This is a genomic window from Breznakiella homolactica (assembly GCF_016616095.2).
In the GTDB taxonomy this organism is placed as follows: Bacteria; Spirochaetota; Spirochaetia; order Treponematales; family Breznakiellaceae; genus Breznakiella; species Breznakiella homolactica.
Map to the genome: position 1 here is coordinate 2233760 of NZ_CP067089.2, position 24057 is coordinate 2257816.

General features: G+C 54.8%; 15 protein-coding genes and 1 pseudogene. 12 read left to right on the plus strand and 4 right to left on the minus strand.

Annotation, left to right across the window (positions count from 1 at the left end):
* Window positions 1-567: 567 nt before the first annotated feature.
* The 11 genes from JFL75_RS10160 to JFL75_RS10210 all read left to right on the plus strand — a co-directional run bounded on the left by JFL75_RS10160 (window position 568) and on the right by JFL75_RS10210 (window position 14090).
* Complete coding sequence (locus JFL75_RS10160; RefSeq protein ID WP_215626570.1) at window positions 568-1920, plus strand: SH3 domain-containing protein; 1353 nt, start codon at window positions 568-570, stop codon at window positions 1918-1920.
* Between the two features lie 4 nt (window positions 1921-1924).
* Window positions 1925-3895 (plus strand): ribosomal protection-like ABC-F family protein, encoded by a 1971-nt coding sequence (gene abc-f / locus JFL75_RS10165; protein WP_215626571.1) that lies wholly within the window; start codon window positions 1925-1927, stop codon window positions 3893-3895.
* A gap of 40 nt (window positions 3896-3935) precedes the next feature.
* Window positions 3936-4913, plus strand: a complete 978-nt coding sequence (gene galE / locus JFL75_RS10170) for a UDP-glucose 4-epimerase GalE (RefSeq protein ID WP_215626572.1) — start codon at window positions 3936-3938, stop codon at window positions 4911-4913.
* 34 nt (window positions 4914-4947) lie between these two features.
* On the plus strand, window positions 4948-6174 hold the full coding sequence (locus JFL75_RS10175; protein WP_215626573.1) for a M20 family metallo-hydrolase: 1227 nt from the start codon (window positions 4948-4950) through the stop codon (window positions 6172-6174).
* Between the two features lie 11 nt (window positions 6175-6185).
* Window positions 6186-7253, plus strand: a complete 1068-nt coding sequence (locus JFL75_RS10180) for a KamA family radical SAM protein (protein WP_215626574.1) — start codon at window positions 6186-6188, stop codon at window positions 7251-7253.
* Window positions 7254-7467: 214 nt separating this feature from the next.
* Window positions 7468-8601 (plus strand): ABC transporter ATP-binding protein, encoded by a 1134-nt coding sequence (locus JFL75_RS10185; protein WP_215626575.1) that lies wholly within the window; start codon window positions 7468-7470, stop codon window positions 8599-8601.
* A complete protein-coding gene (locus tag JFL75_RS10190; RefSeq protein WP_223292821.1) occupies window positions 8598-9569 on the plus strand; it encodes an ABC transporter permease in 972 nt (323 codons plus the stop codon). Before JFL75_RS10185 ends, JFL75_RS10190 begins: the two co-directional genes overlap by 4 nt.
* Window positions 9566-10414 carry an ABC transporter permease gene (locus JFL75_RS10195; RefSeq protein ID WP_215626576.1) on the plus strand — a complete coding sequence of 283 codons (849 nt, stop codon included), beginning with the start codon at window positions 9566-9568 and terminating at the stop codon, window positions 10412-10414. Before JFL75_RS10190 ends, JFL75_RS10195 begins: the two co-directional genes overlap by 4 nt.
* A gap of 93 nt (window positions 10415-10507) precedes the next feature.
* On the plus strand, window positions 10508-11569 hold the full coding sequence (locus tag JFL75_RS10200; protein WP_215626577.1) for an extracellular solute-binding protein: 1062 nt from the start codon (window positions 10508-10510) through the stop codon (window positions 11567-11569).
* 4 nt (window positions 11570-11573) lie between these two features.
* Complete coding sequence (locus tag JFL75_RS10205) at window positions 11574-12245, plus strand: L-threonylcarbamoyladenylate synthase (RefSeq protein WP_215626578.1); 672 nt, start codon at window positions 11574-11576, stop codon at window positions 12243-12245.
* Between the two features lie 570 nt (window positions 12246-12815).
* Window positions 12816-14090, plus strand: coding sequence for an ArsB/NhaD family transporter (locus tag JFL75_RS10210; protein ID WP_349629696.1), 1275 nt, complete (start codon window positions 12816-12818; stop codon window positions 14088-14090).
* 143 nt (window positions 14091-14233) lie between these two features.
* Here the strand turns inward: JFL75_RS10210 and JFL75_RS10215 are convergent.
* Window positions 14234-15583, minus strand: a pseudogene (locus JFL75_RS10215) (putative ABC transporter permease); the annotation flags it as partial.
* 152 nt (window positions 15584-15735) lie between these two features.
* Here JFL75_RS10215 and cls point away from each other — a divergent pair.
* Window positions 15736-17271, plus strand: a complete 1536-nt coding sequence (cls, locus tag JFL75_RS10220; protein ID WP_215626580.1) for a cardiolipin synthase — start codon at window positions 15736-15738, stop codon at window positions 17269-17271.
* Window positions 17272-17336: 65 nt separating this feature from the next.
* Here cls and clpB read toward each other — a convergent pair whose 3' ends face one another.
* From clpB to JFL75_RS10235, 3 genes are all read right to left on the minus strand, one after another.
* Window positions 17337-19940 carry an ATP-dependent chaperone ClpB gene (gene clpB / locus JFL75_RS10225; RefSeq protein ID WP_215626581.1) on the minus strand — a complete coding sequence of 868 codons (2604 nt, stop codon included), beginning with the start codon at window positions 19938-19940 and terminating at the stop codon, window positions 17337-17339.
* Between the two features lie 64 nt (window positions 19941-20004).
* Entirely contained in the window at window positions 20005-23193 is a 3189-nt protein-coding gene (locus JFL75_RS10230) for a two-component regulator propeller domain-containing protein (RefSeq protein WP_215626582.1), read from the minus strand.
* Window positions 23194-23378: 185 nt separating this feature from the next.
* Window positions 23379-23933, minus strand: coding sequence for a phosphoribosyltransferase family protein (locus JFL75_RS10235; RefSeq protein ID WP_215626583.1), 555 nt, complete (start codon window positions 23931-23933; stop codon window positions 23379-23381).
* Between the last annotated feature and the right edge of the window lie 124 nt (window positions 23934-24057).

Sequence of the window (24057 nt, forward strand, 5' to 3'; positions counted from 1 at the left end):
TACCTGCGCAATACCGTAAAGCCCAGCAGAGCGGCATGGCAATAACGGATCCGGGGGTCCTGTCTGAGGGGGTGGGGTATGGCTCCTCGTCGGCCTTCGGCCTCGAAAGTCGCTCATACCCCACCCCCTCAGACACCCCGCGTTAGCTTTTTTACCATGCCGCTCTGCTGCATCTCCGTACATTGCAGGTACCCTGCCTTTGCGGAGGGGTTCGGTATGGGTGGATTGCACGGCTTAGGGCAAAACGTCTAACCCGGGGTGTTTAGCAATCATCTTATTAATCAGAAAACCTCTGACCGCCAGACAGCAAATCATACCGGAAATGCACCCGGCACCTGTCTATACAGAACAGCAGCAAAGCAGCATATGGTCATGCCGATAACGCGGGGTGTCGGAGGAAAGGGGGAAGGGCTCCGTGTCGGCCTTCGGCCTCGAAAGTCGCTCCTTCCCCCTTTCCTCCGACAGGACCCCCGGATATGGTATTCTCCATATGCTGCTTTGCTGAGTCTTACGTTTAATGCGGGTGCCCTGTAGCATTTCAGGGTTGAATTACGGTATGGTTATACCATGAAGCGCAAAGGGTTATCGGGCTTTTACGGCTTTTGTCTGTGTATTGTTTTCAGTATTTTGTTCAGCTCCTGTACCCGGCTGCTCGGATGGGGAGTGCTCCTCTGGTCCGTGGACGATCCGGCTATTCCGTCAGGTACGGTGCTTCCCGTTTATATCCGTTCAAATATCGATCAGGTATGGGTTGTCGGCATTCCCGACGAATACCGGGAATCGGAAGATTCCATAGATAAGTTTGAACTGCCCCTGTGGCAGCTCAATTTCAGCAAAAATAAGAAGGATGCCCTGGAACAGGCCGAGGCATTCACCGAATACGCCAAACAGTACGCCGAGACCATCCAGGATGGACTTCCCATCAGGGAAGAACCGGATAACAGCGCCCGGCGGGTATACCGGCTCCGCCAGGGGCAGATAATCAAAATACTTTCCCTGTCAACGGGCAACCCCGCCATCAGCGCGGCCGGGACCCCCCTGCCCGGGGACTGGTACCGGGTACTCACCGAGGACGGCACCACCGGATACTGCTTTTCCTACCGTCTCAGGCTGTTTGAGCATACCGGAGGGCCTCTGATGGTGACCCAGACAGTGGCGGAGGAAACCGAGGACAAGGACCTGGAGCTCGTCTTCTCAAAAACCTGGTACCCCGAATCCTACAGCACCATGGTTTCCCGGGGCCGGATCGACCTGAATGATCTGTCCAAAAAATGGTCTTTTTCGCCGGGACAGGATTCCGGCATAGCCCACATCTACCTGTCCAACCTGGACAGGAGCTTCCCCTATACCAGCATACGCCGGACCGGAAACCGGGCATGGGTATTCGAAGGGACCAATTTACAGATGAACCTCCGTTCCGATACGACCCTGGCGGTCCAGTTTTCCGAAAACGGCGGAACCCAGCGGACGCTCCTCTTTGTCGCCCTTCCCGGGGATGTGGATGATCTCATAGACCAGGAAACGGAACGGCGCAAGACACAGTTTGACGGGATTTACAGCCAGGGACCGGTTTTCCAGAGCGCAAATTACGGCACCCTGGTATTCACCGAGGATGGTAAATTCACCTGGACGGGATTCAATCTGCTCAGCCCGTCGGTTATTCCCCCGTCGGTTCCGGGAACGGGCACCATAGATATGGGTATTTACCTGACGGGTTCCCTTCAGAATCAATATACCGGGGCCTTAACCCTGCGGTTTGACGGCGCAGGAAGCCGGGGCCCCAGCCTCAACTTTATGTATGTCCTGGATTCCCAGGGGCTCAGGCTGGAACACGCTCCGGATTCGGTGATGGACGGAATCACGGTGGTCCGCCGGGCATCGTCGCCCCTGGTCATTTACTTTTATATTCCGGGCCGGTAACACCATGGCATTTGTCCAGTTCACAAAAGTTTCCCTGGCATTCGGTGACCGGGATATTCTCTCCGAAGTCGGGCTCAACCTGGCGTCGGGCTCCCGGGCCGCCCTGACCGGGGCCAACGGTTCCGGAAAATCAACCCTCATGAAGGTAATCGCCGGGAAGATTTCCGCGGATTCCGGGGAACGGGCCGTCCAGAAGGGAACGCGGGTCTCGTATCTCCCCCAGTCCGGGATTGTCCACCGGGGAAGAACCCTCCGGGAGGAAGCCGAAACTGCCTTCGAGGACATCCTGGCCATGCTGACCAGGGTTGATGAACTCGGCCGCGAGCTGCAGCAGGCCACGGAAGACGACAGCCGGACCGCGGCGCTCCTGGATGAATACCACAGACTCCAGGAGGAAGCGGAAAACCGGGGCTACTACACCCGGGAACAGCGCATCGCCATGGTCCTCACCGGCCTCGGATTTTCGGAAAGTGATATGGACCGGCCGGCGGAGGAATTTTCCGGAGGCTGGCAGATGCGTATCGCCCTGGCCAAGGTCCTTCTGGAACAGCCGGATATACTCCTTCTGGACGAACCCACCAACTACCTGGACATAGAAGCCCGGGACTGGCTCGAATCCTGGCTCAGGGATTTTACCGGGGGTTATCTCCTGGTTTCCCACGACCGTTACTTTCTCGATGTCACCGTAAACGAAGTGTATGAACTGTTCCAGGGCAAGCTGAAGCGGTACGCGGGAAACTACTCCGCCTATGAAACGGTACGGCAGACGGAGCTGGAAAGCCTCGTAGCCCGGTACAAGGCGCAGCAGGAGGAAATCGCGAAAGCCGAGGACCTGATCCGGCGCTTCCGGTACAAGGCCACCAAGGCGGCCATGGTCCAGGAGCGGATCAAGAAGCTCGACAAAATGGAACGCATCGAGCTGCCGGAATCCCTCAAGAAAATATCCATCACGTTCCCGCCCCCGCCCCATTCAGGCAGGATTGCCATGACCCTCAAGGGCATCGGGAAAACATACGGGTCCCGCCGGGTGCTATCCGGTCTGGATCTGATAATAGAATCCGGGGAAAAGCTGCTCGTGGTGGGCCGCAACGGCGCCGGCAAAACGACGCTCCTCCGTATCCTGGCCGGAGACGATACCAATTACGAAGGTGAATATACCTACGGAGCCGGTATTGCCGTGGGCTACTTTTCCCAGGACGCGGCGGAAACCATGGGCGGCGGCCAGTCGGTTCTGGAATACCTGGAATCAGAGGCGCCCACGGACCTCATCCCGAAACTGCGGGATATGCTCGGGGCGTTTCTGTTCCGCGGCGACGATGTGTACAAATCCCTTTCGGTGCTCTCCGGGGGTGAAAAGAGCAGGCTTGCCCTGCTTAAGCTGCTGCTTAAGCCCATGAACCTGCTCATCCTCGATGAGCCCACCAACCACCTGGACCTCCAGTCCAAGGACATACTCCTGGAAACCCTTACGAATTACGCCGGCACCGTGATATTCGTATCCCACGACCGGTATTTTATGGAAGCCCTGTCCACAAAAACCCTGGAGCTGACCGCTGAAGGGCCCCGGCTGTTCTACGGAAACTATACCTACTACCTCGACCGGCTTGAGCGGGAATCCCAAACGGACCAGGCCCCCGGGATTTCCGGGACGGACATTCCGGTCCAGGAAAGCGGAACGAACGCGGTACCGGATTCTGGCCTGGGAGCGGCCGCCCACCGGGAGGCAATGAAGAAAAGGCAGACCCTCATCCGCCGGCTCGAACGGGAGGAATCGGAATTCCTGGCGGCCCTGGAACAGCTGGAAACCGAAAAAGCCGAGCTGGAAGGCGAAATCCAGAAACCCGAAGTTTACGCCCAGGCGGAAAAGCTCAGGGCGGTCCAGGCTAAACTTGACGGGATTACCCTGAAGATAGATACTACATTTAAGAAATGGGAAGAAACCGCCGCGGAGCTGGAATCATTCAAAGCCGGTTAATACCGGCGGAGCGGAAACAGGTTATTCCCGGGAGAAAAATATGAACATTTTAATAATCGGCGGAGCGGGATACATCGGGAGCCACGTTGCCCGGGAATTCCTGGATCAGGGTCACACCGTGACGGTATACGACAATCTTTCCAGCGGCCTGGAGCAGAACCTCTTTCCGGAAGAGAAATTCATCAAAGGCGATATCATGGATTATCCGGCCTTGGTGCAGGCCATGAAGGGCGGCTTCGACGCCCTGGTTCACCTGGCGGCGTTTAAGGGCGCCGGAGAATCCATGGTCAAACCGGAAAAATATTCCCTGAACAATATCAACGGAACCGTCAATATTATCAACGCCGCGGCGGAGACGGGGATTTCCAATATCGTGTTTTCCTCCACCGCGGCGGTATACGGTGAGCCCGTGTACCTTCCCATTGACGAGAAGCACCCCACCAACCCGGAGAACTACTACGGTTTCACGAAACTCGAAATTGAAGGAACCCTCCGCTGGTACGATAAACTCAAGGGCATCAAGTTTGCGTCCCTCCGGTACTTTAACGCCGCGGGGTACGATGTCAAAGGCCGCATCACCGGCCTGGAGCGGAATCCCGCCAACCTGATTCCGGTTATCATGGAAGCCGCCTGCGGCATGCGGCCGGAAGTGCAGGTCTTCGGCAGCGATTACGATACCCCCGACGGCACCGGCGTCCGGGATTACATCCATGTAAATGACCTGGCGGTGGGCCATGCAGCGGCCCTGGACTATATTGCCAAAAACGGCAAAAGCATTATCGTAAACCTCGGAAGCGAAACCGGCCTTTCGGTCATGGAAATTATTGAAGCCGCCCGCAAGATCAGCGGCAAACCCATACCGGTCAAGATAACCGGCCGCCGCCCGGGGGACCCCGCAAAACTGACCGCTTCATCCCAGCTTGCCCGGGAACTCCTCGGCTGGAAAGCGCAGCATTCGGATCTGGATACCCTGATCAGCACCAGCTGGGGGGTATACAAAAACCAGGGCAAAGCCTGAGGCCGCCGCTTCAAAAAATCTACAAGGACCATATATGAAAGAAAAACTCTTTGCCTTTATCGATAAAAGTCGTTCTGCCGCGGCGGAACTTGAAACGGAACTTACCAAACGGCCCGCGGTGTCCCCGGATTCCGGCGGACATGGGGAACTGGATAAATGCGAATTCCTGGAAGGGTGGCTTAAAAACCACGGCATAACCAATCTGGAACGCCACGACGCGCCGGACGCCCGGGCAAAGGGCGGTATCCGGCCCAACCTGGTGGCGACCATTCCGGGAAAAAACGATACGAACAGGCTCTGGATCATGAGCCACCTCGATGTGGTCCCCCCGGGGGAACAGTCCCTCTGGAACAGCGATCCCTGGACCGTGGTCGAAAAAGACGGAAAACTCATCGGCCGGGGCGTCGAAGACAACCAGCAGGGTCTGACCTCTTCGGTGCTGGCAGCCCTGTCCCTGGTCAGCCAGGGTATTGTCCCGAACAATACGGTTAAACTCCTTTTTGTGGCGGATGAGGAAATGGGCAGCGCCTACGGCATCGGATGGCTCATGGAAAACCGGGACCTCTTCAGGAAGGACGATATGGTGCTCATCCCCGACGGGGGTGATCCCAAGGGAGAGTCCATCGAGATTGCTGAAAAGAACCTCATCTGGATTACCTTTAACACCAAGGGGAAACAGGCCCACGGGTCCCGGCCCGATCTGGGCGCCAACGCCTGCCTGGCCGGGGCGGAACTGGCGGTCCGGCTGCATACCGAACTCAATGAAAAATTTTCCGCCCGGAATCCCCTCTTTGACCCGGAATATTCAACCTTTGAGCCCACCCGGAAAGAAGGCAATGTCCCCAACATCAATACCATCCCCGGTGACGATGTGTTCAGCATGGATATGCGCATCCTGCCCCAGTACCCGGTAAAAACCGTGCTTGCCGAGATCGACCGGATCAAAGGTGAGGTTGAAAAGAAACACGGCGTTTCGGTCAGTTATGCTCTGCCCCAGACTATGGAGTCGAAACCGACCTCCGAGGATACCCCCCTGGTGAAAATTCTTTCCCGGGTAGTGCAGGAAGTATACGGCGTGAAAACCAAACCCATCGGTATCGGCGGCGGGACCGTGGGCGCGTATTTGCGGAACGCGGATATCCCCTCGGTGGTATGGAGCCGCATGGACGACACCGCCCATTCACCCAATGAATACTGCCTCGTCGACAATATCATCGGGGACGCCAAAGTTATGGCCCTCCTCATGGCGGAAGAACGGTAACTATCCCGGAGATGAACGGACCGGTTATTGTCTCTTCGCTGGAAAATCTGCCGCCGTCCCTGGCGGCTTCCGTAACCCCAGAAGAAAAAGCCTACCTCGGAACCCTCGGGTCCGGGGGCAGGCTGCCATTTTCGGTGACATCCCACTTTGCCTCCCTGGCGGAGCCTTCCGGCGAAGATCCGGTCAGGCGCCAGTTTTTTCCCGATCCCCGAGAGGAAGAAAGAACCCCCTGGGAGCTGGATGATCCCCTGGGGGAAGCCTGCCACCGGGCGGCGCCCCGGCTCATCCACCAGTACCGGGACCGGGCGCTGCTTAAAACCACCGGGATATGCGCCGGATACTGCCGGTACTGTTTCCGCAGGGTCTGGATGGGAACCCGGGAAGGGTTTATCCGGGAAGATGAACTCAAGCCCGTTCTGGAATATCTGTCCGCCCATCCGGAGATCCGGGAGATCCTCGTTTCCGGGGGCGACCCCCTTACTGCGGGGGACAAGCAGCTCGGCGGGCTCTTCGGTGAACTGCGCCGTGCCCGGCCGGGGATACTCCTCCGGATCTGCTCCCGGATTCCCGTTGTTTTGCCCTCGCGTATAACCTCGGAGCTTATCGCCCTGTTCAGGGAATGGCGCCCCCTGAGAATGGTGGTGCACCTCAACCACCCCCGGGAGCTCGCGCCTCAAATCCTGAGTGTTTTTGCCGCCCTCATCGACGCAGGCATTCCCGTACACGTACAGACTGTTTTATTGAAGGGAATCAACGACAGCCCGGAGCTGCTGGCGGAGCTCTTCCGGGAATGCGCCGACCTTGGGCTCACCCCGTATTACCTCTTCCAGGGCGATCTCGCGCCGGGGACGGCCCATTTCCGGGTTCCCCTGGAAGCCGGCCTGGCAATCTACCGGCACCTGAGAAAACTTGTATCCGGCCTTGCCCTGCCGGTATACGCGGTGGACCTCCCGGGCGGGGGCGGAAAAATTCCCCTCCATGATCGGTCCATCGCGGGGGAGCGCCGGACGCCCCGGGGACCGGAATATCTGCTCCGGGGTCCGGACGGTTCCCTGTGGTCTTACCCCAAAGAAACCTGACCTCCGCCACCGGCCTTCATTAATTACTCTCCGGGATTGGAATCTCCACGCTTCTGTGCTTTATACTATATAATGTGAGGGATTTAACAAAATATCATAAACCGATTGACAATGATCCGCAAAAAAAGCATTGTACATTTTAGAATAAATAATCCGGATACCGAATCCGGCTGTTTGTTTCAAGAACCGCTGAAGGGAGGTTGAAGGGGCACTATTGAAAGGAAGCGATGTTGTCATTGAGGGGGTTTCCAAGGCCTTCGGTGATTTTAAGGTACTGAAGGATGTAAACCTTACCATTAAGAAGGGGGAATTTTTTTCCCTCCTCGGACCGTCCGGGTGCGGCAAAACGACGCTCCTGCGTATTATAGCGGGATTCGAAAGTCCGGATATCGGGGTGGTTACCTTTGACGGCAAAGACGTGCTTCCCCTGCCCCCAAACCGGAGGCCGGCGAATACCGTATTCCAGAACTATGCCCTTTTCCCCCACCTGTCGATTTTCGACAATGTGGCTTTTCCCCTGCGTATCCGCAAAGCGTCAAAACAAGAAATAGACAGCAAAGTCACGGAATACCTGAAACTGGTTGAGCTCGAGGAACATTCCCATAAGAAACCGAACCAGCTTTCCGGCGGCCAGAAACAGCGGGTCGCCATAGCCCGGGCGCTCATCAACGAGCCGAGCGTCCTGCTCCTGGACGAACCCCTGTCTGCCCTGGACGCGAAACTGCGGCAGCACATGCTCATAGAACTGGACCAGATCCACGATAAAATCGGCATCACCTTTATCTATGTAACCCATGACCAGCAGGAAGCCCTGTCCGTATCCGACCGCATAGCGGTCATGAACAAGGGTAAAGTGCTCCAGGTGGGCACCCCCCATGACATATACGAAAGCCCCGCCACCGATTTCGTCGCCCGCTTTATCGGTGAAACGAACCTCTTCGACGCCACCGTCGTATCGGTGGAACCCATGCACAAAGAAACCGGGGACGAATTCATGGTGGTGCTGGACATACCCGAACTGGGCAGTATCAAAGTTACCACCGTGGATACGGTGGTACCCGGCCAGAAGGTGAGTTTTACCGTCCGCCCGGAAAAGATACTGATCTCCAAGGAAAAACCCGCCACGAAGCGGGAGGATATCAACCTCTATCAGGGTATGGTGGATGAACCGATTTATTCGGGGTTCCAGACGAAATTCTATGTAAAGGTCATGGACAACGTGGTAATCCGGGTCATCAAACAGCACGCTAAATACTCCGACGAAGGCCCCGATATTGTCTGGAAGGATTCGGTGTACGTTTCCTGGAGCGCCATTGACGGCTATATTGTAGGGGTACGGGACGAATGAAAGACTCCGGCGGCCGGCGCAATTACGGCCCGTTTTATTCCGGTCCCATGGGACTGTGGTTCACGGTATTTTTCCTGGCGCCGCTCTTAATCATTGTGCTGTACAGTTTTCTCAGGAAAGGTCTCTACGGCGGCGTGGTATGGGAATTCTCCCTGGACGCGTACAAGGCCCTGGGGAATGCCAGCTTTCTGGTTATCGCAGTGCGGACCCTTATCATGGCGCTTATCGCCACGGTAATAACCATCATGCTTGCCCTGCCCTGCGGGTATTTTATGGCGAAAAGCAAACACCAGACATTCCTGCTGCTGCTCATCATAATTCCCTTCTGGACGAATTTTCTCATCCGGGTTTTCGCCTGGATGAATATTCTGGGAAACAACGGGTTCCTCAACGACCTGCTCCTGCGCCTGGGTATCATCAAGGATTACATCCATTTCCTGTACAACAAACAGGCGGTGGTGCTGGTCCTGGTATATATGTACCTGCCCTATGCCATTCTGCCCCTCTTTTCGACAATCGATAAATTCGATTTCTCCCTGCTGGAAGCGGCACGGGATCTGGGGGCGACCAAATTTAAATCCATGATGAAGGTTCTCCTTCCCAATATTCGGAGCGGCATTTTTACGGCGGTACTCTTTACCTTTATACCGATCTTCGGGGCCTACGCGGTTCCCCTCATGGTAGGCGACACCGACTCGTACATGCTGGGCAACGTTATTTCGGACCAGCTCAAGACCAACCGCAACTGGCCGCTGGTATCCGCCATCTCCATGGTAATCACCCTGGTTACCACCATCGGAGTCATGGCCATGATGAGCCTCCAGAAGAAGGACGCCATCCGCACCGGGGACCTTAAGGCCGAAAACGCGGGCATGGACAGTACCGTAATGCAGTCCCGGCTCAGGGGCTTCGGTTCGAATTTCAGGAAACGGAAACCCCACGAACTTCCGAAAGGAGGCGCCCAATGAGCGGTGTTATCGCCTTCCGCAAACCCGCCCCTTCCGGGGAGGCGGCCCGCCACGCCCGGCGGGCCTACCGGAGCCGGTTTTCATTTTCCCAGACTATTTTTATTGCGACCATTGTATTCCTGTTCCTGCCCCTCTTTGTTCTGGTCCTGTATTCCTTCAACGAATCCAAGGGAATGGGCTGGACCGGTTTCTCCCTGGTCTGGTATGAACAGCTGTTCTTCCATTCCCGGGACCTCTGGCGGGCGTTCTGGAACAGTATCCTTATCGCCCTTTCTTCGGCGGCGTGCTCCACCGTGCTGGGAACCTTCGGAGCCATCGGGGTAAATTGGTACCGGTTCAAAGCCCGGGGCTATATCCAGGCGATTTCGTTCCTGCCGATGATTCTCCCCGAAATCGTGGTGGGGGTTTCCCTGTCGATTTTCTTCGCGGGGATAAAACTCAAGCTCGGCCTCCTGACGATTTTTATCGCCCATACGACCTTCAACCTGCCCTTTGTGTTTCTCATGGTCATGGCCCGGCTGGATGAATTCGATTTTTCCATAATAGAAGCTGCCAAGGATCTGGGCGCCAGCGAACTGCAGACATTGCTCAGGGTAATCATACCGGTCTGTATGCCCGGTATTGTTTCCGGGTTCCTGACGGCGGTTACTATTTCGCTGGAGGACTTCGTAATAACCTTCTTCGTCTCCGGACCGGGATCAACGACCCTCCCCCTGTATATTTACTCTTCCATACGGTTCGGAGTGTCCCCGGTTATAAACGCCCTTTCGGTGGTGATGATCTTCGGCACAGTGGTCCTGACATACCTGCTGAGGAATTTCCTTAAATATATCGCGGCCAAATAGACGTCCGCGGTTAATAGCCTCCCCGGAGGCTGCCTCGTGTTCCTGGGGTGGAGAAAAATCCGCCGGGTACTATACTTTTATTAGGAGGAAGGAATGAAGTCTCTCAAAAAAAAATCGTGGGTTACCGCTGTATGCACAGCCGCGGCTGTATGCGCGGCGGCTCTTTTTACCGGATGCTCCGGCAGCGGTGATTCCAGCAGACTGTATATTTATAACTGGACATATTATACACCGGATTCGGTTATCCAGAAATTTGAAGAGGAATACGGCGTCACGGTGGTGTACGATTCCTACGCCTCCAATGAGGAGCTCTTCGCGAAACTCATGGCCGGGGGTTCGGGGTACGATATCATCTTCCCCTCGGGGGATTACGTTTCCATCATGATAAAACTCGATATGCTGGAACATATAGACAGGTCAAAACTCACCAACCTGGGGAACATCGATCCTATGGTGCTGGAAAAGGCCACCTATGATCCCCGGATGGATTATTCCGTGCCGTACTATTTCGGCGCCGCGGGGATCGCGGTCAACACCGCCCGGGTCCCGCAGTTTGAACGGAGCTGGTCAATGTTCGGCCGGACCGACCTCAAGGGCAAGATGACCATGATGGACGATATGCGGGAAGTCATGGGGGATGCCCTGGCCCATCTGGGATATTCAATAAATACAATAAATCCGGCGGAGATTGCGGAAGCCCGGGATCTCATCAACAGCTCATGGAAACCAAACCTGGTAAAATTTGACGCCGAATCCTTCGGCAAGGGTTTCGCCGACGGGGACTTCTGGGTTGTCCAGGGATACGCGGAAGTGGTGTACGAAGAAATATCCGAAGCCCAGAAAAAGGATACCTATTTCTTTATCCCTCCCGAGGGCGGGCCGAGCTATATCGACAGTATGTGTATTCTCAAGGGATCGAAAAACCGGGACCTGGCACATACTTTCATCGACTTTATCCACCGTCCCGAGATTTACGCTGAATTCACCGATTCCTTCGGTTTCCCCGCCACGGTCAACATTCCGGCCCGGGAATACAAAAAGGTCACTCCCTATTACACCGCCGAAGAACTCGTTAACACGGAGCTCAAAAACGACCTGGGGGAATATCTGGAACTGTACAACGACGCATGGCTTAAGATCCGGGTGGGGAACTGATACAATGATTGAGTACGTGGTGGCAAACAACATCGACGACCGTATCCTTACACGGGCGGCGGACACCCTGTCCGCCGGAGGGCTTCTGGCGCTCCCGTCGGATACAAGCTGGGTCATTGTCTGCTCCATGAAATCAAAGGACGGAATAAAAAAACTCCGCCGCCTTTCCGGGGAACGGGAAGAACGGTACTTCACGCTGCTGTGTTCGGACATTTCACAGTTCGGGGAATTCTGCAGCATGGACAATACGAGGTTCCGTATTATCAAGCGGCTGAGCCCGGGGCCGTACGTGTTTATTTTAAAAACGCTGCTCGGTACGGAAAAAGCTCTGGATATACGCCGCCGGGAAGTGGGGGTCCGTATACCGGACCATCCGGTTCCCATTAAAACAATCGAAACCCTGGGTGTTCCGCTGTACTCCATTACGGCAAAAAAAAGCATGGCCTCCGGCGGTGATCCGGATTCAGGCGGCCCCGAAGCCGCGGAAGATCAGGAACTGCCGCCGATTCCCGAAGAGGAACTGTTTGAAGGCGGATGGGAACTCGAAGAAATCGACGGTGTGGACCTTATCCTCGATACCGGCGAAGAACGCCCCAGGATTTTCTCAACGATCCTTGACCTTACGGAAGATGAGGTAAAACTTGTCCGCCGTGGAGCGGGCCCCTGGCCGGTATAAGCGCGAAGGCCCGGGGACCCGAAGAGGGGGTGACGTAAGACTTGCCGCCAGGGGCGGCAAGTCTTTTAGGAGTTTTGCGGAGCAAAACTCCACACACAGTGCGGCAAGGCTGGAGCGCAGGGGGAGCCTCCCCCGCGGCCGGGCAGCGCAGAGCCGGTTAGGCCGGCAAGCACCCGGCCGTAACGGTAACGCCGGGTCCCTGGATAGAGCGACTTTCGAGGCCGCAGGCCGACACGTCGTGCCCGGAGGGCACGCGCCGACACCGTTTTTCTCCGGCAGGACCCGCGGAATCGGTAAAACCAGGTGCTTGCCGGCTTGTCAGACTCTATGCTCCCCCTTATCATTGACACGAAAAGTTCTGCTGCGGTATATTCTTTATTACAGAAAGGGGAGTAGTTACACGCGCAGTAATCAACAGCCGGCGGAGTAAAAACAGTGGTTTTTTCCGTCTGGTTACGCGGCTCCGGTATTCGGGGAAACAAGACCTTTCGTATGGGATATTCGGTAAAACGAATTTCCATACGAAAGGTCTTTTTTTATTTTTATGTTTTGGAGGAATTGCTTATGCCAATGAAGTGGATAGTACTTGCCCTGGCAATACTTATGTATGTTCTTATTGTTATTTTCCCCGGGAAAAAGTCATTCTTTTCCCTGGGGGCCGCGGCCCTCATGCTTATTCTCAGGGTGGTGAGCCCCGGAGAAGCTTTCGGCGGAATGGTCAACTGGAATGTACTCATGATCTTCATCGGCAGCCTGGTGATAGCGGAACTGTTTATCTATTCCCGGGTTCCGGCGGTTATCGCCGACGAACTGATCATCCGTTCGCCCAATGTAGGTATCGCCATTGTGGCGATCCTGATGATGACCGGTATCATTTCGGCTTTTGTGGAAAACGTAGCCACAGTCCTCGTGATGGCGCCGATTGCCCTGGCCCTCAGCAAAAAACTGAAAATGGATCCGACCCATTTTATGGTGGGGCTGGCGGTTATGGCGAATCTCCAAGGAACGGCCACTTTAGTCGGGGACCCGCCGTCGATGATCTTCGCCGATTACGCAGGATACGGCTTTAATGACTTCTTTTTCTATAAAGGGAAGCCGTCCATATTTTTTGCCGTCCAGGTCGGAATGGTAGCCGGGGCAATCTTTTTTTACGGCTTTTTCTCAAAAAAAGGGAAAAAGCAAATAAAAATCGAACGGGAAAAAATTCTCTCATTTACCCCGACGGTGCTTCTTATCCTGATGATCATCGGCCTGGCTTTGGCGTCATTTTTCCACTCCGGTGTTTCACTCATTGCCGGACTGATTGTAGTCGGCCTCGGGATCGCGGGCCTCATCTGGTACCGTTTTGTCCGGAAGGAAAGCGGCAGAAAGGTTTGGGAACTGGTGAAAGGGCTGGACTGGGATACGGTACTGTTCCTGATCGGTATTTTTATTATGGTCGGCGCCGTGGCCGAAGTCGGACTCCTGGATGATTTTTCGGCATTCCTTTCGGGCCTGGTGGGAGACAATGTCCTGCTTGGTTTTCTGCTTATTGTGGGCTTTTCCACAATTATCTCCGGCTTTGTCGACAACGTACCGTACATTATTGTTATGCTGCCGGTGGCAGGGAAGCTGGCGGCACAGCTGTCCCTGCAGCCGGAACTCTATATGTTCGGCCTGCTCATCGGCTCCTGTATGGGCGGCAACCTTACGCCCTTCGGCGCGTCCGCCAATATCGTAACTGTCGGTTTATTGAAAAAACAGGGTGTCCAGATGAGCTTCGGAAAATGGCTCAGGATAGGGCTGCCCTTCACGCTTCTGACCACCGCCGCGGCGTCGGCGTTTATCTGGTTCGTCTGGAGGTAGGTGGGCTTCCGCATGCTGGGGTAAATTTCTTCCATAAACTCATTGGGGTACTGCTTGTCCAGGAAGGATTCAAAATTGTTTGCCGGCGGAACCCCGTCCTGGCGCAGGCTCCACCGGTATACCGCCACCGCGGAAAGCGCAAGATCCGCGACGATAAGCACCATAAGCACAATGGTCATGGTATACCCCTGTTTCTTCAGCAGCCGGTCAATAAAGGTAAGAAGCCGCGGCAGTATGAACTTGATAAACAGAACCCCCAGGATGCCCCAGAAAAGCATAAAAACCAGGCTGGTTCTGCCGCTGCTTCCGATGGAAAACGTTGAATCGTCGTATCCCCACGAAACAGTTTTGAAAACCTTCTCCTGCACAAAGCTGCAGACCCATTCAAAGGCGCCGCCGATCAGAGCGGCGCCCAGAAAAATGACGCTGTCCCGCTTCCGGGCCAGGGGCATAAGAGCGACCACCATGATCACGGCGCCGATGCCGTACACCTGGTTAAAGGGTCCGTAAATTACCCCCTGGCGGCTTTCCAGAACTCCCCGGGTTACCAGCGCAAAGAGCGTTTCCACCACGTACCCGATAACACCGCCCACGAGAAAAACCCAAAAGAGTTTGTAGATACTCAGCTTTCCCGTATATACGGCGCCCTCTTCCTTGTCCGTGGATTTTAAATAATTCCGGAGCCAGGCTTTAAATCTTTTCCAGGTTCCGGGACGCTTTTCCTTCCGGTCCCGGGAAAGGACTTCCTTTAAAGCATTGATACTGCCTTCCTTTCCGGTAATTTCGAGATTCGGAAAGGAACGGAGCAGCCGGTACCCGCTGTGGGATTTCTGGGCGGTGGTCCCCATTTTCTCAAGCAGTTCCGGCGGGAAATCCTTGAGCGCGGTCCGGTAAGAATCGTTTTTCAGATTCAGCAGGAATTCCTGGTCCTCTTTGCTGAGACTGTAGTACACCTGTATCCACTGAGTGGTACGGTCCTCAAAATCAGCCAGTAGTTTAAGGGAAAAATATTGGTCAACCAGCAGTATAATTATGATTCCCGACGCAATGAGCCGGATGAACGCTGAGGGAATATCCTCCAGTATAATTCCTGTCCAGGGTCTCCCGAAATAAATAAGAAGACTCATAAGCAGGGCATAGAAAACAGCCTTGGGAATATACACCCGGCCCCGGATCTGGAGCTTTCGGTTACTGTAATTCCACCAGCGAATATTGGTCATTTTCTCCAGAACGACGCTTCCCAGATATTCATAGATGATATAAAACACCACCGCGGCCGCAATAAAAACGGGAAGCGGGACCGGAAGCAGGGTTCTGAAAATTATCAGGACCAGGGCGGCGACACCGTACATGGGGCTGTACGGGCCGTAGAGGAACCCCTTATTTACCAGCTGTCTATACAGTATGAGATGTACCAGCGTTTCGCCGAGCCATCCGATAAAACTGAAAAACAAAAAATAAAACACAATATCGGAAAAAGACTGAATAACCATTGCCGTACCGTACCCCGTATTTGAGTTTTTGCGAGTAATATAATAGTATATACTCTAACGCAGTTAACTTAGTATAAACTATAATAGTTGTTTTCAGAAAAGCAAAATGCAGGGAAACGCTTACAGCACAAAAAATATTCGGGGTGACATAAATGCGTAAAAAGTGGGTCCGGATTGTTTTTAGGCGCCGAATATTCGTAATTGCCATCCTTCTGGCACAGATTATTTTTCTCCTCTATCTTATCACCCGTTCCAGCAGGGCATCCCAGATTGTAAGCTGGATTCTGAATGTAATCAGTATCCTTGTATGCCTGTATATTGTCAGCAAAAAAGAAAAACCCGCCTATAAACTGACCTGGATTTTTCTTATCCTCATGTTCCCGATTTTCGGAGGGCTGCTGTATATCTTTTTTTACGTACAGTCAAATCCGACAAAAATGCGCAGGCAAATTGAAGAGAGCGACGCCTACAGCAGACCCCTGTATCTGCTGCCCGGGAACAGCCTGCCTCTGCTGGAAAGAACCAATGACCCCTGCCTGCCCCAGGTCAGGTACCTCCAGGATTACGCCGGGTATCCCGTTTACCGCCATACCAAAACAGAGTATTTCGCCTCGGGGGAGACTTTCTTCCAGAAAGTACTCGAAGAACTGGAAAAAGCCGAAAAGTATATCTTTATGGAGTTTTTTATCCTCCAGCAGGGTCTGATGCTCAATCCCATTATCGCGATCCTCGAGAGAAAGGCCCGTCAGGGCGCCGACGTCCGGATCATGTACGATGACCTGGGATGTTTCCTGACTCTTCCCACTAATTTCAAACAGCATCTGGAACACCGCGGAATAAAATGCATTGTATTCAATCCCTTTACCCCTATACTGTCATCCCTGCAGAACAACCGGGATCACCGGAAGATTATTTCCATTGACGGAAAAGTCGCCTTTACCGGAGGGATCAATCTGGCGGATGAGTATATCAATGCCTATGATAAACACGGCCACTGGAAGGACGCGGCTATTATGCTCGAAGGAGAAGCCGCCTGGAGCCTTTCCCTTATTTTCCTTCAGATGTGGAATCTTGGCCAGAAAGAACCGGATGATTTTGAGTCCTTCTACCCCTGGAAGGATGAACCCTGTACGGTTGTATCCGACGGTTATGTTCAGCCTTACGCGGACAGCCCCATTGATGATGAAAATGTGGGGGAACACGTATATGTACAGATCATAAACAACGCCAAGGATTACGTGTATATCAATACACCCTACCTGATTGTGGATGACAACCTGCTTTCGGCGCTGACCCTTTCGGCAAAAAGCGGGGTCGATGTACGGATCATCACGCCTTACCGCTGGGACAAAAAAATAGTGCACATGACCACCCGGTCATATTACCGGCAGCTTGTAAAGAACGGCGTCAAAATCTATGAATACACCAGCGGATTCAACCATTCCAAGACTTTTGTGTCCGATGATAAAGTCGCCACCGTGGGAACCACCAATCTCGATTTCAGGAGTCTCTACCTGCATTTTGAGTGCGGCGTGTGGATTTACAAAAACAAGGCCGTAAAGAAAGTAAAAGACGACTTTCTCGCGACCTTGCCTATCTGCCACCGCATCACCATGGAGGACACCGCCCGGAATGCCGCCCAGCGTCTGTTCCAGGAAGTGCTCCGCCTGTTTGCCCCTCTCATGTAAGGCTTCAGAACGGCGGAAAAAAACCCGGAGCACAAAGCTTCGGGTTCAGCCGCATATCTACTCTATCACGACGGCTTAGTGTCCTTTGATGGCGCGCCTTTCTTGAAACTGATGGCGTCGTCGCCCTTGTCGGCTACCACAGAATCGCCGTCCTTTATTTTCCCTGAAATAATCATCTTGGCCAGGGGATTTTCCAGCTCACTCTGGATGGTACGTTTCAGGGGCCGGGCCCCGAAGAGCGGATCGTAACCCCGTTCCGCGAGGAATTTTTTCGCCTCATCGGTAACCTTGAGTTTGATCTTCCGGTCAGCCAGCCGTTCGGCAAGGTGTTTAAGCTGGATATCCACGATTTTCCCTATTTCGTTTTTACCGAGTCTGTTGAAGATCACGGTCTCGTCGATACGGTTGAGGAATTCCGGACGGAAGCTCTGCTTGAGCAGCTCCATCAGGGCATCCCGGATATCCTCGGGATTTTTCGCTTCCAGAATTAGATCGGAGCCGAGGTTGCTCGTCATGATAATGATGACATTCTTAAAGTCCACCACCCTGCCCTGCCCGTCGGTCAGGCGGCCGTCGTCGAGGATCTGGAGAAAAACATTAAATACCTCAGGGTGGGCTTTTTCAATTTCGTCAAAAAGAATAACACTGTAGGGCCGCCGCCGGACCGCTTCGGTAAGCTGGCCGCCCTGCTCATAGCCGACGTATCCCGGGGGAGCGCCGATAAGCCGGCTCACGGAATGCTTTTCCCCGTATTCACTCATGTCGATCCTGGTCAGCGCTTTTTCATCGTTAAAGAGGAAATCCGCCAGGGTTTTCGCCAGCTCCGTTTTTCCTACCCCGGTGGGCCCGAGGAACAGGAAAGATCCCAAAGGCCGGGCAGCGTCGGAAAGACCCGCTTTGTTTCTCCGGATGGCGTCCGCCACGGCTTCCACCGCGGCCCCCTGCCCGACAACACGCTGCTCAAGAACCTTTTCCAGATCCAGATATTTCTGGAGTTCCCCGGAAAGCATCTTGGAAACGGGAATTCCGGTCCAGGTTGAAACCACCTGGGCGATATCCTCTTCGCTTACTTCTTCCCTGAGCAGGGCCGCCTCATTCTGTTTCGATTCCATGTGGTCCGAGAGTTCGGCGAGCTTCTTCTGGGCTTCGGGAATCAGCCCGTGTTTGACCTCAGCGGCCTTGGTAAGATTGCCTTCCCGTTCGTACCGGGTTTCCTCCCGCTTGAGTTCTTCAATAGTCTGTTTGAGGCCCCGGAGTTCCTGGATATCTTTCTTCTCGCTTTCCCAGCGGGCGCTCATGGCATCCCGTTCCGCGGTCAGATCGGCGATTTCCTTTTCCAGTTTTCCCAGACGTTCCTTGGAAGCCGCGTCCTCTTCCCGCTGGAGGGCCTGTTTTTCTATGGAAAGCTGCAGCAGTTTCCTCTCGAGCTTATCCAGTTCCGTCGGACGGCTGTCCAGTTCCATCTTAAGACGGCTTGCCGCCTCGTCCACCAGGTCGATGGCCTTATCCGGCAGGAACCGGCTGGTGATATACCGGTCCGAAAGGGTCGCCGCGGCCACCAGGGCTTCATCCTTGATACGGACACCGTGATGCACCTCGTACCGTTCCTTGAGTCCCCGGAGGATGGCGATGGTATCCTCCACGCTGGGCTCCGCGGCGTATACCGGCTGGAACCGCCGCTCCAGGGCGGCGTCCTTTTCTATATATTTCCGGTACTCATCCAGGGTTGTGGCGCCGATACACCGGAGCTCCCCCCGGGCCAGAGCCGGTTTAAGTAAGTTTGAAGCGTCGGTGGCGCCTTCCGCGGCGCCCGCGCCCACCAGGGTATGGAGTTCATCGATAAAAAGAATTATCTTCCCTTCGGAGGACTGGACCTCATGGATCACCGCCTTGAGGCGTTCCTCGAATTCTCCCCGGAATTTCGCGCCCGCCACCAGAGCCCCGAGGTCCAGGGCCAGAAGCATTTTACCCTTAAGTCCTTCGGGAACATCCCCGGCAACGATACGCCGGGCAAGTCCTTCGACGATCGCGGTTTTGCCGACCCCGGGCTCGCCGATAAGGACCGGATTGTTTTTGGTCCGCCGGGAAAGAACCTGCATAACCCGGCGGATTTCCTCATCCCTGCCGATGACCGGATCGAGTTTTTCCTGCCGCGCCAGGGCCGTAAGATCCCGGCAGTATTTTTCCAGGACCTGGTATTTTTCCTCGGGGTTCTGATCAGTCACCCGGGTATTGCCCCGGACGGCCTTGAGGGAACTGAGGATCGCGTTCTTCGTGACACCGGCATTCTTAAGAAGCTGCCCCGCTTTTCCGTCGGAAGACGCAATGGCGATCAGGATATGTTCCGTGGAAACGTACTCATCCTTGAGGGCATTGGCTTCAGCCTCGGCTTTAGCCAGAACTTTGGACGCGGCGGATGAGAAGTAGAGCTGCGCCGCCTCGCCGTACACTTTGGGAGTGGCCGAAACAAGCATCTGTACTTCCTGTTCCAGCTGCTTCGGGTTTGCCCCGATACGTTCGATAATAGGTGAAACAATACCGTCTTCCTGCTCCAGCAGCGCGAGAAGCAGATGTTCAGTTTCTATCTGTGAATGGTCGTTTTTTTGTGCAATGGCGGAAGCCTCATTAATGGCTTCCTGGGCTTTTATAGTTAATTTTTCGTAATTCATATATATAAGATAGAAATTTCCCGTTTTAAATTCAATATTTTACGGCGGTTTCGGGACATTTTGCCTAAACGTCGATGTCCATTATATCCGCCCGGTCCATGCACAGTTTCGCCATTGCCGGATTATTCATTTTCGCGTAAATCTGTGATCCGAGGTGGAAGAATATTTTATAAAACTCCGGTTCCAGGGTACTGAAATCAATGGAGTCCATGATGGCGATACATTCACTGTATTTATCCGCACCGAACAGGGCCATCATCTTTCTGTACAGCTCCCGGGCGGTATCGTCAGTGAGGACTTCACCGGCGTCACGGTAGCGGATATACCAGGTAACCATGGAGGCTTTTCCCTTAAACTCTCTTCCGGGCCGTTCCTTAAGTTTGAATTCCTCATGAAGGTACAGCGAAATACTCCTGGAAACCGTAAGTCCCATGGGAACCGTGGCGGAGGCCAGCTGCATAGTCATATTGATAGGGGCTCCGAAGATATCGAAAATATATTTTTTCACCCCTACCACGCCGCCGACCACGGAACCGGCGTCGATGCCGATCCGCAGTTCAATGCCGTCCTGTTTTTCGCTGAACCGGTGTTCAATGTACAAAAGCATTTCCACCGCGGCGTTGGTTATCTTCTTGGCGTATTCCCTGTCCGGAACCGGGAGCCCGCAGCAGGCAAGGTATCCGGAACCTATGGTTTTGATGCGCTCACAGCCCCACTTCGCGATAATTTCATCGAAACGGGTGAATATCTCATTGAGCTCCCGGATAATTTCATCGGCCTGCCGTTTTGCCGACCAGGCGGTGAAGCCGGTGATATCAGCGTAGAGCACCGCGGTGTTTTCATAAACCTGGGGTGTCGCCTTTCCCGTATATTTGAGTTCGTCCGCCACGGAAGGCGGCAGCAGGTTGACCAGCAGGGCGTCGCTTTTAGCCTTCTCGGTCTCCAGTTCCGAAGTCCGCTGAATCACCAGAGCGTCCAGGGCTTCCGCCCTGAGCCTGAGATGGCGGGTCCGCATCCGGGCGATCAGGAACCCCGCGAGCATGATTCCCAGCGCTATAAGAAGATAGAACAGCGGCGTCTGGTAAAAGTATGACGCCTTGCTGAACCCCAGGGAAGCTCCGTCTTCGTTGACAACACCGTCATTGTTTACGGCCCGTATTCTGAAGCGGTACTGACCCGGGGGGAGATTGGTGTAGCTTATCTCCCGCACCGTTCCGGCTTCGACCCATTCCCGGTCGTAGCCTTCCAGCTTATACAGGAACCGGACCCGCTGGGGAACGACAAAACTGAGGGCCGTGTAGTAAAAAGTGACACGCCGGATTTCAGGGCCGAGCCGGATAGAGCCGCCGCCGTGGACATCCATGGAATCCCTGTCCGCGACCATACGTTCAATGATAACCGGCGGCGGCAGAGAATTTACCGAAACCGAATGGGGGTCGTAACTGGATACACCCCGCAGGGTCGGCAGGTACACAATCCCCTGGGGACTCACGAATGACCAGGCGTTCGCGGAAAGCTGGCCCGAAAGGCCGTCGAGACGGTCAAACACGCGGTGTTCCGCGGCGGTTCCGGCAGCGGCGGCGGACGCCAGAACATCAGCGGATACCATAACGATTTTCTTCGATGTGATTATCCAGAGCATTCCGCCGGCGTCCTGGAACACCTCAAAAACACTTTCCCCGCCGAGCCCCGCGGCGTTATCGGCCCGGTAAAACACGCCGTCAGCATACAGGCCCAGCCCATCGGCGGTGCACAGCCATAAACGGTCTCCGGTATCCCGGAATATTCTGAATACCACATTGCCCGGCAGCCCGTCCTGGGTGGTCAGGCTGCGGAATTCCCGGCCGTCGAATACGGAAACGCCGCCGCCGTCCGTCCCGAGCCATACATTGCCGTCCCGGTCCTCCATGGCGCAGAGAATAAAAAGATTGGAAAGCCCGGAAGTTTCGGTAAAGGCGGCGGCAGATTCTCCCCGGAACAATACCGGGCCCGCGGTGGTCCCCACCCAAAGGTTCCTGTTGTCCTGGCGGTAGCTGAACCGGACGCGGTTTATGGGGAGTCCTTGCGCGGCTGTAACGGTCTGTACCGTACCGTCAGCGGGAAAGCTGAGCAGCGCATCCTCAGAGTAGGTCGCGAACCAGAGACTTCCGTCCTGTTCCGCCCGTATCTGCCGGACCCGGACGCCCCGGAGCCGCCCGACGAGCCCGTCAACCGAGCTTTTCCGGGACCGGTCCGCGGTGTATGGATCATCTGCGGAGGGGAAAAATGAAATCCCGTCATCGGTGGCGACCCAGAGACTGCCATAGCGGTCTTCCGCAATGGCGTTTACGCTTTCACTGATAAGACCATCCCGGCGGGAAATATTACCGAATTTCCCCGGACTGAATTTGACGAGGCCTCCCCGTTCCGTACCGGCCCAGAGATTTCCCTCCCGGTCATGCCAAAGGGAAGAAACCATGTTTGACGGCAGCCCCTGCTCCTCGGAATAGGTATCCGCTACGGCGCCGTCCCTGACGGAAAGGATTCCCCGGTCGGTGGCGATCCAGAGGGTCCCGTCGGAACTCTCATAATAATCATTGATGCCCGAGCCTGCGAGAAAAGGAAGAACCAGCGTTTTGATACTTCCGCCGGGAGATACGGAAACGATTCGGCCGGCGCTGCCGCCGAACCAAAGAGTTCCGCCGCTGTCCTCATACGCGGAGGCATAGGAATATTCCCTGACAGCCGGGTCATCCAGATACGGAGAAGCCCTGCCGTCCTTGAGTATCCAGAGACCGGCGGTATTGGATCCCACTATCATGGATCCGTCGTTCCGGGGAAGAAGGAAATTGGCGATTCCGAAGGGCTGTTCGCCGGATGCCAGGGCGGACTTAAAAACCCCTTCCTCCATGACAAAAACACCCTGAGCCGTCCCGGCCCAGACCCCGCCGGCGCTGTCAAAGGCAATGGCCCGGATTGAAAGATCCCCGATTCCTTCGTCCGCACCGTAAGCGGTGAAGGTTCCCTTCTGATAACTGTACAGCCCCGCGGTATTGGTTCCGATCCAGAGCTTTCCGTCGGGCCCAAGTTCCAGGACCCGGGCCGATTTTCCGGCAAAACCGCCTTCGTTTTCATTCAATAAGGTAAATGAATTGCCGTCGAACCGCGCCAGCCCCTCATAGGAAGCGAGCCAGATATAGCCGTCGGAATCCTGCACAATATCGAGAACCGTATCCGACGGGAGCCCGTCCCGGCCGGTCCAGAGGGTAATCACACTGCGGCGCAGATTGGTTTGGCTGAATCCGGGAAAAGCAGCAGCACAGAATAGAAGAAAAATACAAAACAAACAGCGGATGCGGGACGCTTTCATGTTTTCAGTATATAGCAGATGAAGCGGATCAGCAATTTAAAAAAGAGCCAAGCCTCCCGGAGCAATGGCCCTTACCCCAAAGACAGCGGTCACCCCCTGAAAACCGGAAGCCGGTCCAGATAAATCAGGCCGCTGCCGTCGTGGCCCGCGTCCTCCAGCAGAACCGCCGCTTTCGCGGCCACGGTACAGCCGATTTTTTCCAGCAAAGCCTCAATGGACCTGAGGGATCCCCCGGTGGAGACCACATCGTCAACGATACAGACCCGCTTACCCGCAAGTTTTTCCTTGTCAGGGCCGTCCAGGACAAGATGCTGTTCTTTTTCGGTGGTTATGGATTTGGTCGGTTCTATAATATGGTTCCGCATATACGCTTTTTCATTCTTTCTGAGCACCACATAATCAAGCCCCAGCCGGACTGCCAGGGCATGGGTCAGGGGAATCGCCTTTGCCTCGGGGCAGACAAGATACTCAACGGTGTTCCGGGGAAAATCGGGATGTCCGGAAATCGCGTCCGCGGCGGCTTCCACCAGGCGGGTGTCCCCAAGCATAACGAAACTGGCAATGGACAGACCCGGAGCGATATCAACAATAGGCAGTTCCCGCCGGAGTCCGGCAATTTCCAGGGTATATGTTTTTCGGTGCATAAAATAGTCATACCATTTTACGCGCCGCGGATCAATTGAAGGATACCGGCAGGGTCGTAATTTTGACTTGTTATTATGCCCCGGATTGGGATATGCTTCATGGGGATTTCAAGCATTCGGAGGA